15 protein-coding genes are annotated in these 15142 nt (G+C 69.1%); 8 read left to right on the forward strand and 7 right to left on the reverse strand.

Features of this window, described 5'->3' with window-relative positions:
• The first annotated feature begins 19 nt into the window (after positions 1-19).
• The 3 genes from ABD256_RS19140 to ABD256_RS19150 all read left to right on the forward strand — a co-directional run bounded on the left by ABD256_RS19140 (position 20) and on the right by ABD256_RS19150 (position 4711).
• Positions 20-2020: a thioredoxin domain-containing protein gene (locus ABD256_RS19140; RefSeq protein ID WP_344420158.1), complete on the forward strand. Its 2001-nt coding sequence runs from the start codon at positions 20-22 to the stop codon at positions 2018-2020.
• 97 nt (positions 2021-2117) lie between these two features.
• Positions 2118-2678 carry a hypothetical protein gene (locus ABD256_RS19145; RefSeq protein ID WP_344420160.1) on the forward strand — a complete coding sequence of 187 codons (561 nt, stop codon included), beginning with the start codon at positions 2118-2120 and terminating at the stop codon, positions 2676-2678.
• A gap of 116 nt (positions 2679-2794) precedes the next feature.
• Positions 2795-4711, forward strand: coding sequence for an acyl-CoA dehydrogenase family protein (locus tag ABD256_RS19150; protein ID WP_344420162.1), 1917 nt, complete (start codon positions 2795-2797; stop codon positions 4709-4711).
• Between the two features lie 264 nt (positions 4712-4975).
• Here the strand turns inward: ABD256_RS19150 and ABD256_RS19155 are convergent, their stop codons facing one another.
• Genes ABD256_RS19155 through ABD256_RS19165 form a run of 3 tightly spaced genes read right to left on the reverse strand, consistent with a single transcriptional unit; the run spans position 4976 to position 7715 of the window.
• The gene (locus tag ABD256_RS19155) at positions 4976-5341 is read right to left on the reverse strand and encodes a darcynin family protein (protein ID WP_344420164.1); all 366 of its coding nucleotides are present in this window, start codon (positions 5339-5341) and stop codon (positions 4976-4978) included.
• Between the two features lie 26 nt (positions 5342-5367).
• A complete protein-coding gene (locus ABD256_RS19160) occupies positions 5368-6258 on the reverse strand; it encodes an SDR family oxidoreductase (protein ID WP_344420167.1) in 891 nt (296 codons plus the stop codon).
• Between the two features lie 44 nt (positions 6259-6302).
• Positions 6303-7715: an MFS transporter gene (locus tag ABD256_RS19165; RefSeq protein WP_344420518.1), complete on the reverse strand. Its 1413-nt coding sequence runs from the start codon at positions 7713-7715 to the stop codon at positions 6303-6305.
• A 165-nt stretch (positions 7716-7880) separates the two neighbouring features.
• Here ABD256_RS19165 and ABD256_RS19170 point away from each other — a divergent pair, with 165 nt between their 5' ends.
• Positions 7881-8780 carry a LysR family transcriptional regulator gene (locus ABD256_RS19170; protein ID WP_344420170.1) on the forward strand — a complete coding sequence of 300 codons (900 nt, stop codon included), beginning with the start codon at positions 7881-7883 and terminating at the stop codon, positions 8778-8780.
• Here the strand turns inward: ABD256_RS19170 and yczE are convergent.
• Positions 8748-9431, reverse strand: a complete 684-nt coding sequence (gene yczE, locus ABD256_RS19175; protein ID WP_344420173.1) for a membrane protein YczE — start codon at positions 9429-9431, stop codon at positions 8748-8750. The genes ABD256_RS19170 and yczE overlap by 33 nt on opposite strands.
• Positions 9432-9493: 62 nt before the next feature.
• On the opposite strand from yczE, the gene yczR reads away from it, so the two are divergent.
• Positions 9494-10882, forward strand: a complete 1389-nt coding sequence (yczR, locus tag ABD256_RS19180; protein WP_344420176.1) for a MocR-like transcription factor YczR — start codon at positions 9494-9496, stop codon at positions 10880-10882.
• Between the two features lie 35 nt (positions 10883-10917).
• Positions 10918-11091, forward strand: coding sequence for a hypothetical protein (locus ABD256_RS19185; RefSeq protein ID WP_344420179.1), 174 nt, complete (start codon positions 10918-10920; stop codon positions 11089-11091).
• Here the strand turns inward: ABD256_RS19185 and ABD256_RS19190 are convergent.
• Positions 11082-11552 (reverse strand): NUDIX hydrolase, encoded by a 471-nt coding sequence (locus ABD256_RS19190; RefSeq protein ID WP_344420182.1) that lies wholly within the window; start codon positions 11550-11552, stop codon positions 11082-11084. The genes ABD256_RS19185 and ABD256_RS19190 overlap by 10 nt on opposite strands.
• A gap of 95 nt (positions 11553-11647) precedes the next feature.
• On the opposite strand from ABD256_RS19190, the gene ABD256_RS19195 reads away from it, so the two are divergent.
• Positions 11648-12133, forward strand: a complete 486-nt coding sequence (locus ABD256_RS19195) for a hypothetical protein (RefSeq protein WP_344420186.1) — start codon at positions 11648-11650, stop codon at positions 12131-12133.
• Here ABD256_RS19195 and ABD256_RS19200 read toward each other — a convergent pair.
• Positions 12126-13193, reverse strand: coding sequence for an LCP family protein (locus ABD256_RS19200; RefSeq protein ID WP_344420189.1), 1068 nt, complete (start codon positions 13191-13193; stop codon positions 12126-12128). The two genes, ABD256_RS19195 and ABD256_RS19200, sit on opposite strands and share 8 nt — an antisense overlap.
• The gene (locus ABD256_RS19205) at positions 13190-13708 is read right to left on the reverse strand and encodes a SigE family RNA polymerase sigma factor (RefSeq protein WP_425546471.1); all 519 of its coding nucleotides are present in this window, start codon (positions 13706-13708) and stop codon (positions 13190-13192) included. Before ABD256_RS19205 ends, ABD256_RS19200 begins: the two co-directional genes overlap by 4 nt.
• Before the next feature lie 748 nt (positions 13709-14456).
• On the opposite strand from ABD256_RS19205, the gene ABD256_RS19210 reads away from it, so the two are divergent.
• Positions 14457-15092 carry a hypothetical protein gene (locus ABD256_RS19210; RefSeq protein ID WP_344420195.1) on the forward strand — a complete coding sequence of 212 codons (636 nt, stop codon included), beginning with the start codon at positions 14457-14459 and terminating at the stop codon, positions 15090-15092.
• The last annotated feature ends 50 nt before the right edge of the window (positions 15093-15142 follow it).

Here is a 15142-nt window from a genome sequence, read left to right on the forward strand (position 1 = left end):
GGAATGGGACCCTGAAGGCATGCCGAACCGACTCGCGTCCGCGACCAGCCCGTACCTCCTGCAGCACGCGGGAAACCCGGTCGACTGGCGCGAATGGGGTGCCGAAGCGCTGGCCGAGGCGAAGCGCCGGAACGTGCCGATCCTGCTTTCCGTCGGCTACGCGGCGTGCCACTGGTGCCACGTGATGGCGCACGAGTCGTTCGAGGACGCCGAAACCGCGGCACTGATGAACGAGAACTTCGTCAACATCAAAGTGGACCGCGAAGAGCGGCCGGACATCGACGCCGTCTACATGATCGCGACGCAGGCGATGACCGGGCAGGGTGGCTGGCCGATGACCTGCTTCCTCACCCCGGACGGCGAGCCGTTCCACTGCGGCACCTACTACCCGCCGTCGCCGCGGCCGGGAATGCCGTCGTTCCCGCACCTGCTGGTGGCCGTCGCGCAGGCGTGGCAGGAGCGCCCGGACGAGCTGCGGGAGGGCGCCGGCAGGATCACCGAACTGCTCGTCACGCAGACCAAGCCGCTCGAAGAGTCCGTTGTGGACGCGGGCGTGCTCGACGAAGCGGTGCGCGGCCTGGTTTCGGAAGCCGACTCCGAACGCGGCGGTTTCGGCGACGCGCCGAAGTTCCCGCCGTCGATGGTGCTGGAGTTCCTGCTCCGCGCGCACGAGCGCACCGGTTCCGCCGATGCGCTGTCCATTGTGGAGCGCACGGCCGAAGCGATGGCGCGCGGCGGGATCCACGACCAGCTCGGCGGCGGGTTCGCGCGGTACTCGGTCGACGGCGACTGGCAGGTGCCGCACTTCGAGAAGATGTTGTACGACAACGCTTTGCTGCTTCGGTGTTACGCACACCTCGCGCGGCGGACGGGCTCGGCGCTCGCGCTCCGCACCGCGCGGAGCACGGCGGCGTTCCTGAGCACCGGCCTTTCCGCACCGGCCGGCGGCTTCATCTCCTCGCTCGACGCGGACACCGACGGTGTCGAAGGGCTGACCTACGTCTGGACGCCGGAGCAGTTCCGCGAGGTGCTCGGCGAGGACGACGCGAAGTGGGCGGCGGAGGTCTTTTCCGTGACCGAGCGGGGAAACTTCGAGGACGGCACGTCGACCCTGCGCCTGCTGCGAGACCCGGAAGACGCCGAGCGGCTCGAACGCGTGCGGGAAAGCCTGCTCGCCGTGCGGGAACTCCGCCCTCAGCCGAGTCGTGACGACAAGGTCATCGCGGCGTGGAACGGCCTCGCGATCACCGCGCTCGCGGAAGCCGGGATCGCGCTCGGGGAACAGGGCTGGGTCTCCGCCGCGGCCGACGCGGCGAACTTCCTGCTGCGCACCCATCTCGTCGACGGCAGGCTTCGCCGCAGTTCGCGGGACGGCGTGGTGGGCGAGGCCGCGGGTGTGCTGGAGGACTACGCGTGCTTCGCCGAGGGCCTGCTGGCACTGCACCAGGCCACCGGTGCGGCGCACTGGCTGGACGAGGCGACGGCACTGCTGGACGTCGCGCTCGTCCGGTTCGCCAACGACGACGTGCCCGGCGCCTACCACGACACCGCCGACGACGCGGAACTCCTGGTGCACCGCCCCGGCGACCCCGGTGACAACGCGAGCCCGTCCGGGGCGTCGGCGCTGGCCGCCGCGCTGGTCGCCGCCTCGGCGCTCGCCGGGCCGAGCCAGGCGTCGCACTACCGCGAAGCCGCCGAACGCGCGGTGGCCCGCGCCGGGCAGCTCGCGGCCAGGGTGCCGAGGTTCGCGGGCAACTGGCTCGCCGTCGCGGAGGCGCTGCTGGCCGGTCCGGTGCAGGTCGCGATCGTCGGCGCCACCGAACAGGCTCGCGCCGAGCTGCTCTCGGTCGCGGCGCGCGAGGTCCACGGCGGCGGCATCGTGCTGGCAGGCGCCCCCGATGGCGTGCCGCTGCTGGCTGATCGCCCGCTCGTCGACGGCGGTGCGGCCGCGTACGTCTGCCGTGGTTACGTGTGCGACCGGCCCGTGACCACGTCGGAGGAGCTGGCGAGCGCCCTGTAGGCCCCTGTCCGCTCCGGGAGAACAAGCCGCTTTTCTGCTTGATACGCGCGTAGTCTCAGTAGTGTTGTAATCAAGTAATCAAAGGTGGTGAGGTCCGATGGGACGTGGTTGGCACGGACGCGGCCGGGGCTGGCAGCAGACGGAGGTGCCCCCGGCGGACGACGCGGCGGGCTGGTTCGAGGGCAGGCTGCCCGACGGCTGGTTCACCGGCGCCCCCGAGGTCACCGTGGACCGCGAGGAAATCCTGATCGTCGGCGAACTCCCGCCGCTGACCGGCGAACAGGCCGACGACGCGGCGCGCGCCGCCGCCGAAGCGGGCCGGATCAGCCGGTTCCGCGAGGAGACCAGGGACGAGCGCATCGAGATCGCGCGGCAGGCGGAGCACCGCTACCAGCGCAAGGTCGCCTGGGGCGCGCGCCTCGGCGGGACCGAGGAGCTGTTCACGACGCTCGCCGCGCCGGTGATGACCCGGCTCCGGCAGCCCGAGCGGCTGGTGCTCGACACCCTCGTCGACGCGGGTGTGGCGCGGTCGCGGTCCGACGCGCTCGCGTGGGCGGTCCGGCTCGTCGGCCAGCACGCCGACAACTGGCTCGGCGAGCTGCGCGAAGCGATGAGCAAGGTCGACGACCTGCGCACCAAGGGCCCCGATCTCGGCTGAGCGCGCGGGTCCCTCGTACCGGTCAACCGGCCGGGCTCGGGCTGCGGTCCGTTTAGGACTGGGGCAGGCTGGTTACTACTCAGTAGCCAGCCTGTTCCGTGCCCGACGGAGGAACCGTGGACCAGCCAGTCATTCCCTCGAAGGTCGATGTCGGCGCGCTGACCGAGGTGCTGGACGGCCGGTGGGGCGAGCTCCGCAAGAGCGTGCGCGCGCAGATGACCGACAGCACGTTCCGCGAGGCGCACGATCTCGACACCGAGGCGCACCGGATCCAGGTACTGGAGCAGCTCCGGGAACTGGCGAAGACGGACCGCCCCCGGCTCGGGTTCGAGCGCGAATACGGCGGCGGTGGCGACATCGGCGGCTCGGTGACGTCGTTCGAGATGCTCGGTTTCGGCGACCTGTCGCTGATGGTCAAGGCCGGTGTCCAATGGGGACTGTTCGGCGGCGCCGTCCAGCTACTCGGCACCGCGCGCCACCACGAGCGCTACCTGCGCCCGATCATGGACCTCGACCTGCCCGGCTGCTTCGCGATGACCGAGCACGGGCACGGTTCGGACGTGCAGCACCTGCGCACCACGGCCACCTACGACCCGGCCACCCGCGAGTTCGTGATCGACAGCCCGGACAAGGACGCGCACAAGGAGTACATCGGCAACGCCGCGCGCGACGGCAAGCTGGCCGTGGTGTTCGCCCAGCTCGTCACCGGCGGCGAAAGCCGTGGCGTGCACGCGTTCCTGGTCCCGATCCGCGCCGACGACGACGGCCCGGTGCCCGGTGTGTCCATTGAGGACTGCGGAAGGAAGGCGGGGCTGAACGGGGTCGACAATGGACGGCTGGGCTTCGCGGGCGTGCGAGTGCCGCGCGAAGCGCTGCTGAACCGCTACGGCGACGTGACCGAGGACGGCACCTACACCAGCCCGATCGAAAGCGACGGCCGCCGCTTCTTCACCATGCTGGGCACGTTGATCCGCGGCCGCGTCAGCGTCGCCGGGAGCGCGGGCAACGCCACCAAGCGCGCGCTGGCGATCGCGGTCCGGTACGGGGAGCAGCGGCGCCAGTTCTTCCGCCCCGGCAACGAGGAAGAGGTGGTGCTGCTGGACTACCGCGCGCACCAGCGCAAGCTCATGCCCGCGCTGGCGGCGACCTACGCGCTGCACTTCGCGCAGGAAGAACTGGTCGGCGCGCTGCACGACATCCAGGGCGCCGACGACGTCGACGAGCAGCGCCAGCGGGAACTCGAATCGCGGGCCGCGGGGATCAAGGCGGTGTCCACCTGGCACGCCACCCGCGCCATCCAGATGGCGCGCGAAGCCTGCGGTGGCGCGGGCTACCTCGCCGAGAACCTGTTGCCCGCCTTGAAAGCGGACACCGATGTCTTCACCACGTTCGAAGGCGACAACACGGTGCTGCTGCAGCTCGTCGCGAAGGGCCTGCTGACCAGTTACAAGGACCACTTCGAAGACCTGAGCACGCTGGCCACCGCGCGGTTCGTCGCCGAGCAGTTCGTCGGCGCGGTCATCGAACGGACGGCGGCGCGCCAGGTGATCGAACGCCTGGTGGACGCGAGCCACGACGACGAGGACGTCCTGTTCGACCGCGGCTGGCACGTGAAACTGTTCGAGGACAGGGAAGAGCACGTGCTCGACGGAGTCGCCCGCCGCCTGCGCCGCGCCGCGTCCGAGGACCCGTTCGAGGTGTTCAACGACGCACAGGACCACGTGCTGCGCGCCGGCCGCGTCCACGTGGAACGGATCGTGCTGGAAGCCTTCGTCGCCGGTATCGACCGCTGCCCCGACCCCGACGCGAAGGCGCTGCTGGACCACCTGTGCGACCTGTACGTGCTGTCCACAGTGGAGGCGGACCGGGCGTGGTTCCTCGAACACGGCCGCCTCACCGCGGCCCGCTCCAAGGCCGTCGTTGCCGCGGTGAACGACCTGTGCACACAGCTACGCCCGCACGCGCGAACTCTGGTCGACGCCTTCGCCATCCCCGAACAGTTCCTCGACGCCGCATTTTTGTCGCGTGCCTGAATTTTTTATCGCGTGCCGAAATTTGCGCTGCCGGGAGCGCGGCTCTTGAGGTGAGTGGCTGTTGAGTTGCGGGCGCCCCCGCCATCGCAAATTTGGAGGGCCCAGGGGGCCCTGCACGCGACTTGGACGCTCCCCGCCGCGCGGGGCGCGTCGGTGGCATTCGCGACGTTGGAGTCCCGAAGGTCACCCTCAGGGTATGGCGATTTCCCTGCTGCCGCCTTCCGGTGAGGACCAGTGCCGTGCTGGTCCTCACCGGTACCCGCCTCAGGTGGTGACGGTGGCGAAGGTGTCCAAGTCGTAGTTCTTCGCGTACCCGTTCTCGACGCCGACCAGCAGCTCGACGACGTCGAAGTACCGGTCCCAGAAGGGCGTTTCCCGCAGCGCGTCGACGAGGAGCTGGTACGCCTGGTGATCGCGCGCTTCCCACACCCACACGTCGGTCACGCGAGCCGAATAGAACTCCGTGTCGTAGAAGCGCGACCGGACCCCGTTCGTCCTCTTGGTGATCTCGGGGAGCACCTTCGTCTTGAACGCTTCCACCCGCTGCTCGACCGAAAGGCCCAGCCACTCGGGTGTGGTCTTCACCAGCATGAACGCCGTGACGGTCGCTTCAAAAGGTTCCTCTGGCACAGTGATTTCCTTTCTCGTGGTGCGGTTCAGGCGTAGGCGCCGGCCAGGATGTCCTCGACCAAGGTCGTCCCGGAAGGCGTCCAGGTGAGGAGTTCGCGCGTGCGCGCGCTCGACGCGGACATGTCCATGCCGAAGAACCGCGCGACGAAGCCGAAGTGCTCACCCGCGTCCCCGGGTTCGATCGACACCACCGGGAGACCGAGGTGCTGCCCGATGGCCTCCGCGATTTCGCGCGTCGTAACGGCTTCCTCGGCGACGATGTGCAGCCGGGAACCGGAAGGCGCGCCTTCGAGCCCGAGCCGGACGACCTTGGCGGCGTCGAGGCGGTGCACCGCGGCCCACGCCTTGGCGCCGTCGCCGATGTAGGCGGACACGCCGTGCCGGCGGGCTGCCGACACGAGCTGTGCGACGAAGCCGTGATCGCCGACGCCGTGCACCGACGGCGCGAAGCGCGCGCTGACCACGCGGACTCCCTTTTGGACGTACTCGAGCGCGAGATTTTCGGCGCCGCCGCGGTGGGAGTCGGGACCGACCGCGGGCGACGTGTCGGATTCGAGCGTGGGCCTGCCCTCGACCAGTCCCGAAAGCCCTGCTGCGAGCATGAACGGCCGGTTGGTGCCGACGAGCGTGTCCGCGATGGTCTCGACCGCGTCCCGCTCGGCCTTGTTGCTCGCGGCGGGGTTTCCCCAGTCGTGCTTGTTGGCGAGGTGGATGACGGCGTCGGCGTCGGAGGCCCCGGCGCGAATGCCTTCGAGGTCGTCGAGATCGCCGCGTAGTACGCGGGCGCCTTTCTGTTCGAGTGCGGTGGCGGAGGCGTCGGAGCGGGCGAGGCCGGTGACCTGGTGCCCGGTCTCGACGAGGTGGTCGACGACGGCCGAGCCGATCCATCCGGTGCCGCCGGTGACGAACACGTTCATGTGATTCTTCCTTTTCTGGTGGTGCCGCGGCGGGTTGCCGCGGATCAGGCGCGTCCTCGCCGGGACAGCGGGGACTGCAGGACGACGAGGGCGCCGAGAACGAGGACGGCGATGCCGATCACGCGCAATCCGGTGCTGGTACCGGAAACGAAGGCGGTGGTGATGTCGTGCGCGCGGCCGGGTGCGGTGGTGAGCGCCTGGGCCACCGTGTGCGCGTCGCGGACGTCCGCGGGCAGCGCGCTGGTGAACCGCGCGGTGAGGATGGTGCCGATGACGGCGACGCCGAGCGCGCTGCCGAACTCGCGGGTGGTGGCTTGCAGCCCGGCGCCGACTCCGGCCTGCGCCGGGGGAAGCGCGCCCGCGATGGCGCCGGAGAGGGCGGGCAGCGCGAGCGTCACACCGATCCCGGTCACGACAAGCCATGCGGCGTAGACGAAGTAGGACGTGTTCGTGTCGCTTGTAGACAGCCCGAGCAGACCACCGCCGACGAAGGCGAAGGCGAGCGCGGTGGTGCCGCCGAGGCCGATGCGGTGCGTCAGGCGGCCGACGTGGCGCGCGGCGAGGATGACCGGGACGGTCAGCGGGATGATGCCGAGGCCGGTCTGCAGGACGCTGAACCCCTTGCCGTACTGGAGGAACGACGCGTTGACGTAGAACAGCGCGAACATGCCGAAGAAGACGGTGGTCATGCCGAGGCAGGCGCTGCGCAGGGCGGGTAGCCGGAACAGCCTCGGGTCGAGCAGCGGGTGTTCGGCGCGGAGTTCGACGAGCGTCCATGCGGTGAAGAGCACTGCGGCGCTGGCGAACTCGATGATGACGGTGGCGCTGCCCCAGCCCGTTTCGGGGCCTTGGATGATGCCGAGCAGCAGCGCGACCGACGCACCGACGAACAGGGCCGTGCCGAGCGGTTCGAGGCGGCGGTCGTGGCGCGGCGACACCGGGGCGAGGAATCCCACCAGCGCGGCGAGGAGCAGGGAGATCGGCACCGCGGCGGCGAACAGCCAGCGCCACGACCCGCCGGAGAGGACGGCGCCGCCGCCGACGTTGCCGAGTACCCCGCCGATCCCGGTCATCGACGCCCAGACCGCGATCGTCGCGTTCTTGCGCTCGGCGGGGACGGCGTGCAGCAGGACGGCGAGGGTGTTGGGCAGCACCGCGGCGGCACCGGCCCCGGTGGTCGCGCGGCTGACGAGCAGCAGGGCCACGTTCTGCGTGACCGCGGACACCAGCGCGCCCGCCGCGAACAGGATCAGCCCGGTGATCAGGACCCCCTTGCGCCCGAAGCGGTCGCCGGCGGCGCCGCCCGGAATCACCAGGCAGGCGAAGAAGATCACGTAGGTGTCGACGACCCAGAGCAGCCCGGATGCGGACGGGTGCAGCTCGCTCGCGGCGAGCATCGGGACGGCGAGGTTGATCGCGGCGACCATCCCGACGACGAGTGCGACGCAGGCGCACATGATCGTGAGCAGGCCGCGGTGCGAAGCCGGACGGGGGGACCGGTCTGGTGACCGGGGCGCGTGAACACGAGCCGGAATGGTGGAAGGCATGTCCACGACGGTATTGACCAGCACGGCCTCCGTGCCACGCAACTTTGGCAAAGGGCTCTTGCGTATGATGCAACTATGCCCGAGCAACTGGATCTGAACCTCTTGCGCGTGTTCGACGCGCTGCTCCAGGACGGGAGCGTCACGGCCGCTTCCGAACGCCTGCACCTGTCCATCCCCGCGACCAGCCGGGCGCTTGGCCGGTTGCGGCGGGCGATGGACGACCCGATCCTGGTGCGCGCGGGCCGCTCGATGGTGCCGACGCCGTTTGCGCTGCGTACCGCGCCGCGGGTGCGATCACTGCTCGACGAAGCGTCCGCGCTGATCAGCGCCGATCGCGAGGTCACCCCCGCCGAGCTCAAGCGCACCTTCACCATCCGCATCAACGACGGCGTCGCCGCGACGCTGGCCGTCGCGGCGGTCGAAGCCACGGCCGCGACCGCCCCCGGTGTGGTTCTGCGGTTCGTCGCCGAGGGCAGCGAAAGCACCGAAGCGCTGCGCGACGGCTCGATCGATCTGGACATCGGTGCCAGTGGCGACGACATCGGCTCCGACATCCGGACCGCGCTGCTCTACAGCGAGCGGGTGGTCGGCATCGTCCGCGCCGACAGCCCGCTCGGGCGCCACCGCCGCCCGACCCTGGCGCAGCTTTGCCAGCACCCGCACGTTTCGGCGTCCCGCCGCGGACGCAGCCGCGGGCCGCTCGACGACGTGCTCGACGCCGAGGGCCTGCAGCGCCGCGTCGCCGCCGTCGTCCCGACCTCGGCCGTCGCCGCGCTGCTGGTCGGGGCCAGCCACTACGTCGGGCTCGTACCCCAGCGCCTCGCCGAGCAGTACAGCGAAACCCTGGGCCTGCGCTGGTTCGACATTCCCGCGCCACTGCCCGAAGTGAAAGTGGGACTGCGCTGGCACCGGCGGCTCGACGCCGATCCGGCGCAACGCTGGCTACGCGACACCCTTCGCGACGCATTCCGCTGACTCCCGCCGGTCGCCGTCGAGGCGGACGGTGGTGCAGCGCAGGAAGAGCTGGACCAGCGGGCCCATCGCGAACGCGATCAGCACCGTGCCGAAACCGACCGTGCCGCCGAGCAGCCAGCCGACGGCCAGCACGACGATTTCGATCGCGGCGCGCACCAGCCAGATGGGCTTGCCGGACACCCGGACCGCGCCCGTCATGAGCCCGTCTCGTGGCCCCGAGCCGAAGCGCGCGCCGAGGTAGACCGCGTCGAAGAAGGTCAACATGAGCAGGCCGATACCGTAGTAGATCGCTTGCTGCGCAAGGGAATTCGGCAACGGGAGGAATTCCGCGGCCAGATCGGCGGACAGCCCGACGAGCACGACGTTGAGCAGGGTGCCGAGCCCCGGCAGCTCGCGGAGCGGGATCCAGAAGACCAGCACGGCCACCGCGATCAGGTTCGTCGTCCAGCCGAAGGTCAGTCCGGTGTGGAGCGAGATGCCCTCGGTCAGGACGTTCCAGCTCGAGGCGCCGAGCGAGGACTCGACGAGGAAGGTGAGCGAGGTGCCGTACCCCACCAGCCCCACCAGGAGCTGGAGGAGCCTGCGCACCTTCTTCTCGGCGCGTAGCTGCTCGACCGCGGTCATCCGCCGGGACACGGAATGGGTTTTCACCCGGTCAGCGTGCCCGGGATCTGGCCTTGAAAGAAAGGTCCAGATGACAGACACTGGCCCTCGTGCAGACCAGTAGTCACGCGATCGCCCGCCTGCTGGGCGACTGGTCGGGCCCCGGACCGGCGCACCGCAGGCTCGCCGACCTGATCCGGCTGCTCATCCTCGACGGCAGGCTCCCGCTGGCCACCGCCATGCCGGGTGAGCGGGACCTGGCCGCGGTGCTCGGGATCAGCCGGACCACGGTGTCGACGGCCTACGCGACCCTGCGCGAACAGGGCTACCTCAGCGCGCGCGACCGCGCGCGCAGCCGGACCAGGGTGCCGCACGGCACTCGGCGGCCCGAGGTCGTGGCCGGTGACCGCGACCTGATCAACCTCTCGCACGCGGCCCCGCTCGCACCAGGTGAAGCGCTGCACCGCGCGTATTCGAACGCGCTGAACCAGCTTCCCCGGCACCTGCCGCGCCACGGGTATTCGCCGACGGGGCTGCCCGAATTCCGTGCCGCGATCGCCAGGCGGTACGCCGAACGCGGGCTGGAAACGACCCCCGGCCAGATCCTGGTCACGAACGGCGCGCAGCACGCGATCGGCCTGCTCGCCCGCACGCTGCTGCGCCCGCGTGACCGCGTGGTGGTCGACCACCCCAGCTACCCGCACGCGCTGGGGGTGTTTCGCGCGGCGGGGTGCCGGATCGCCCCCGTCGCGGTCACGGACGACGGCTGGGACGTCGAAACCCTGTCGGCGGCCACGCGGGGCGCCGCGCTGGCCTACCTCCTGCCGGACTTCCACAACCCGACCGGCCGCTGCATGTCCGAAGTGGACCGAGTTTCGTTCCGTCCGGAGTGTCCGGTCGTAGTGGACGAAACGATGGCCGAACTCGGTCTCGACGTCGCCCCGCCGACGCCGCTCGCCGTGCACCACCGCGGCGTCATCACGGTCGGTTCGATGGCGAAGACGTTCTGGGGCGGCCTGCGGGTCGGCTGGATTCGTGCGGACCCCGACCTGGTCCAACGGCTGAACCAGGCGCGGGTCGAAGTCGATCTGGGCACCCCGGTGGTGGAGCAACTCGCCTGCGCGGAACTACTGGGCGAAATAGGGGAAATCCTGCCCGCCAGGCTCGCCGACCTCCGCCGCTCCCGCGCCCTTTTGGTGAATCTGGTCGCCGAGCACCTGCCGGACTGGACCATCGGCGAGTCCCACGGCGGCCTGTCGGTATGGGCCGGGTTCCCGGACCCCATCAGCTCGGCACTCGCCGCCGTCGCGCCCCAGTTCGGCGTGCTCCTGGCCGCGGGCCCGCGCTTCGGCATCGGCGGCGCCTTCGAACGCTTCCTGCGCCTGCCCTACTCCCTGGACGCCGATGCCATGAAGACCGGGATCATCGGCATCGCGGAAGCCGTCGCGGCGGTCCGCTCCGGCCGCCGGGCCGACACCCCACCCGCCGCACTGGCCTGATATTCAGATCAGCGTCTCGGCTACCACTATCGCCGATGAACACACTCCGATTCGCCTCCACAGTCGATCAGCGAATCACGGAGATCCGGGAGCGCTACGGGCCGACGGATCTCGTCACCGCATTCATCCGGCAGGCCCGGCCCGAACTCGTCGGTGCGGTGAACCGAACCCAGCGACCGCTGCGGTCCGCCGGAATCGACTACGCGTAGAACGGTTCGGCGCGCTTCTCGAACCCGTGTCGGAGGCGAAGCCGAGTGGACTGGTGGATGGCCAGGTCAGCCAGCTGGTCGCGATCGACCCACAGCACTTCCTTGCTCTCATCGCTGGTTCGAAGTTCGCCGCCGAGCGGCCGGGCGCGAAAGCAGATCGAAAACTCCTGGCGAACCTCACCATCGGTGAACGCGATGATGTGCTCCGGGTCGCTGTAGATGCCGATGAGACCGATGACCTCGACGTGGACACCGGTCTCCTCTTCGACTTCGCGCACCACCGCCTCCGAGATCGTCTCACCGATCTCCTGTACGCCACCTGGCATGGCGTACAGGTCGTTGTCGGTTCGCCGGATCATCAGCAGATGGTCGTGTTCGTCGGTGATGAACGCGGTCGTTGCCACGACGATGCTGTTTGCCCGAGGCGCGTCGGGATCCTGGTAGTGATCGGTACGAGCCACGTGTCTCCTTGAAGACTCCGAGCAGATTTCGCAGAGATTGCCACCGGCAAGTGTCGGCCAGTATATCGTTGTCGACGCCGTAGAGGGAGCTGGGAATGATAGACGAACAGGTGATTTCGGGGCTGCGGCGCCATTTCGAAGCGGCGTGGCAGGAGCCTGTGCAGGTGACCGGCCTGAAGCGGGTGACGGTGGGCACCCGGCGAGATCAGCGGCGTGAGCGGGAAGGCGGGCCGCTGGGGTGTGCCGGGGAGGTCATCGCCGAGGTATTCGCGAACCTCGCCTGGCCGTTCATCGCGCTCGCGGACGTGGCGAGGCGGGTCAAACATTCAGCGCCCAGGAAGCACGCGGCGATCCCCAGCGGCCCGGCGTCCGGTGCGGCTTACCGGGTGGCGGAAGTGCTCAAGCGACATCCCGGCGATATCGCGATCGTCCGGGGACGGACGCGGCTGGCCATCGCCGCGGTCGCCGCACCGAAGACTCCACTGTGGACGAGCCAGGAGAATGACCGTCCACAGTGGAGTCCGAAACCGGTGAGTCTCTATTGGGAAGACGGCTCGATGCTCCTGTTCCGGGTCAGTTGACGCAGGGTGCGTCGCCAGAACCGGGAGCGGGTGCGGCGCCGGGCGCGAACTGGTCTTGGACGAAGGAACGCACCTTCGCCGGGTCGACTCCGAGCGCCGGTCCTGCCGCGGCGGGCGGTGGTGTGTCGCTGACGGGCACCGTCCCGAGGCGGAGGGTGTCGCCGCGGAGCTTGAGCAACTGGCCGGTGAGGTCGAGCAGGTTCCACCCGGGGTCGGTGTGGACCTTGTCGCGCACGGTGGTCAGCAGGGTGGTGAGGGCGTGTTCGCGAGTCGCCTCGGGCGCGGTGAGCACCTTGTTCGCCAGTGAGCGCAGGAACGCCTGCAACCGGACGATCCGGTCGAGGTCACCCTTGGGCAGGCCGTGCCGCTGGCGCACGAACTGCAGCGCCTTGTCCCCGGACACGGTTTGCTGCCCGGCGGGGAACGACACCCCGGTCAGCGGGTCGTCGATGGCGTGTTTCAGGCAGACCGGCACGCCGCCCGCGGCGGTGCTGATCTCGGCGAAACCCGCCATGTCGATGGTGGCGTAGTGGTCGACCGTGACCCCGGTGAGCGTTTGCACGGTGGTGGACATCGCGCGAGCGGCCGCCTCATCGGCGTCGGCCGGGCTCTTCCCCTTGGCGAGTTCGTCGTCTCGGACCTGCGTGTAGGTGCCGTTCAGCCGCTGCTTGCCGTGACCGGGCACGTCCACCCAGGAATCACGGGGGATCGACACGGCGCTCCCGGTGCCGTCCTGGCCGAGATGGGCCAGCACGATCGAGTCGGCGCGCGGCGAGCCAGGGCCGGAATCCAGGCCCATGACCAGGACGTTCAGGTCCTTCGCTGCCAATGCCGCGGGGGCCGCGGGAGCCGCGCCGTGGCGGTCCAGTAGCTGGGGCACGACGATTCCGGCCGCGGCCACCACCACGACGGCCGCGGCCGCCATGATCGGAGCGCGGTAGCGCCGGGCCGGGCGACTGCCTTCGTGCAACCGGGCGCGCACGGCGCCGGGGTCGACGGCGCGGCCGGCCTCTTCGGTCAGCGCGTCGCGGATGAGGGCTTCGGTTCGGTCGAGATTCATGCCCAGGCCTCCTTGGCCGTCGATTCGGCGTACCCGGTGGCGCGAAGCGTGCTCAACGCGCGGGAAAGATGGCTGCGCACAGTGCCGGTGCCGCAGCCGAGCACCTCGGCGATCTCGGCGTCGGTGCGGTCCTCGTAGTAGCGCAGCAGGATCGCGGCCCGCTGCTTGCGCGGCAGCATCGCGATCCTGGCCCGCATCGCGGCCCGCTCGGCGTGTTCGGCGGCCACGTCACCGGTCGGGGCGGCGATCGCGTTGAGGGTGTGGTGCTCGGACGAAATCTCCTTCGCCGCCCGTCGCCGACGCCACGACAGGTACTCGTTGGTGACCATCCGCCGCACGTACAGCTCCGGCGATCTCATCGACCCGATCCGCGCCCACCGCGGCTGCGCGCGCAGCAGCACCTCCTGCACGATGTCCTGCGCGAGATGCGGATCGCAGGTCAACGCGGTGGCGTACCGCAACAGCCGATCGAGCCGTTCGGCGACGAACAGGTCGAAACCTTCGTGCACCAGCACTCCTTCCCAAGCTCCTCCGGTGATCGTTACCTACTTCAAACGCGGTGGAGCGAGCGGAATGTTGAGTCCCGCGCGAAAAACCACAAGATCGTCTCCGTACGACGAAAACCGGCCTGGGAGTCCCTGGTGGACAGGATTCCCAGGCCGGGTGAACGCGCGAAGGGTGGACTTCAGCCGGGTACCTGGCGAGCCAGATCGCGATGAACTGATCCCCGGGTTCGACGACCTGGCCAAGATCGCCGAATAGTGCCCCTGACCTGCGCATGTCTTGTCACCGGTTCTCGCGGATTTTCGCCCTTGCCCGACGCCTGACGGCCTGGCGACCCCCTGCCCACCCTTCCGCCTTCATCCCGACACGACGCCCAGAACGCGGCCGGTGGTGCGACCGGCCGTTGTCACGATATGGCGTCGGGGTGATCGGGTTCCGGACACGGTGCGTAACAGCCTTCGGCGGGCTGGCGACCTGGTGATCACGATGCTCGCCAAGGAGGCCGACGTTGGCCAAGGGAAGACCTGACTCGCCGCCGGGCGGCGCTGTGCGGGGTGACCCGCTCGCGGCCGCACCGCCCGGCCGGTGGGCGGAGCGGAGCGGCAGCCCGCCGTGTCGGACGCGGATGCGGCCGCCCAGGCGAGGGGCTCCCTACGTGCCAGGCGCGCCGCCCGGCGGCGCGCCCTTGATCCCATAGAGCCAAATTCGGCAGCAACTTGATGGTAAATAGGCGTCTATCAAATGATAGGAAGTTCATACGTGGCTGACATCGACCCGAACCAGCATGTTCTACAGCAACTGGTGTTCCCTGCACGCTATGAAGCTCTAGTAGACCGTCTCGGTCCTGAGGTGGTGAGCCTCCTGGTCACGCCAGAGGAGAAAACTCAAAACACTTTGGAAGATGCCGCGTATGCGGTATTTAGCCGAGGTGAAGGCACGCTGCTTCCCTTATATGCCGCTTCTGGAACCGGTAAGACGACCTTAGCGAACAACTTATCTTACTTTCTCCCAAAAGTCTTCTCGCCCACAGTAATGCATGACGGAGGTGTGACGGCTGGGGAACTTCGTGCGTCAACAGGTCGAGCCATAGAAGCGCTGGCAGCAGACGACGCTCGAATTGTGCCGATCAACATTGATCATCGAGAAGGAAGCCCTCCTTCTGGTGTGGAGCTAGCTGAGCTGAAAAGATTTCTTCGAACTCCGGGTGTGGGTTCCAGGTCGATTATTCTGTGGCCGGACACTTCCCGTGAGATATCGATGAACACGGCTAGGTCGTATGAAGATATCGCGGGATCTGCGCCGGTTGGCATCCCGATTGAGGTGCAAGGTCCAATTCGTGAGACTTGGCATGATGTAGCGGCCAATACACTTAAGTTGAGCAATGACTCCAGCTAATCGCTCGTCGATTGCTCAGTATTGTCTCACTAAACTGAGAAATTATGGGC

This window comes from Amycolatopsis minnesotensis (assembly GCF_039529815.1).
GTDB classification, from domain to species: domain Bacteria; phylum Actinomycetota; class Actinomycetes; order Mycobacteriales; family Pseudonocardiaceae; genus Amycolatopsis; species Amycolatopsis minnesotensis.

Coding starts and splice junctions, on each gene's coding strand:
- ABD256_RS19140 (WP_344420158.1), top strand. CDS start 20: ATGCCGAACCGACTCGCGTCCGCGACCAGCCCGTACCTCCTGCAGCAC.
- ABD256_RS19145 (WP_344420160.1), top strand. CDS start 2,118: ATGGGACGTGGTTGGCACGGACGCGGCCGGGGCTGGCAGCAGACGGAG.
- ABD256_RS19160 (WP_344420167.1), bottom strand. CDS start 6,258: ATGAACGTGTTCGTCACCGGCGGCACCGGATGGATCGGCTCGGCCGTC.
- ABD256_RS19165 (WP_344420518.1), bottom strand. CDS start 7,715: ATGTGCGCCTGCGTCGCACTCGTCGTCGGGATGGTCGCCGCGATCAAC.
- ABD256_RS19170 (WP_344420170.1), top strand. CDS start 7,881: ATGCCCGAGCAACTGGATCTGAACCTCTTGCGCGTGTTCGACGCGCTG.
- ABD256_RS19185 (WP_344420179.1), top strand. CDS start 10,918: ATGAACACACTCCGATTCGCCTCCACAGTCGATCAGCGAATCACGGAG.
- ABD256_RS19195 (WP_344420186.1), top strand. CDS start 11,648: ATGATAGACGAACAGGTGATTTCGGGGCTGCGGCGCCATTTCGAAGCG.
- ABD256_RS19200 (WP_344420189.1), bottom strand. CDS start 13,193: ATGAATCTCGACCGAACCGAAGCCCTCATCCGCGACGCGCTGACCGAA.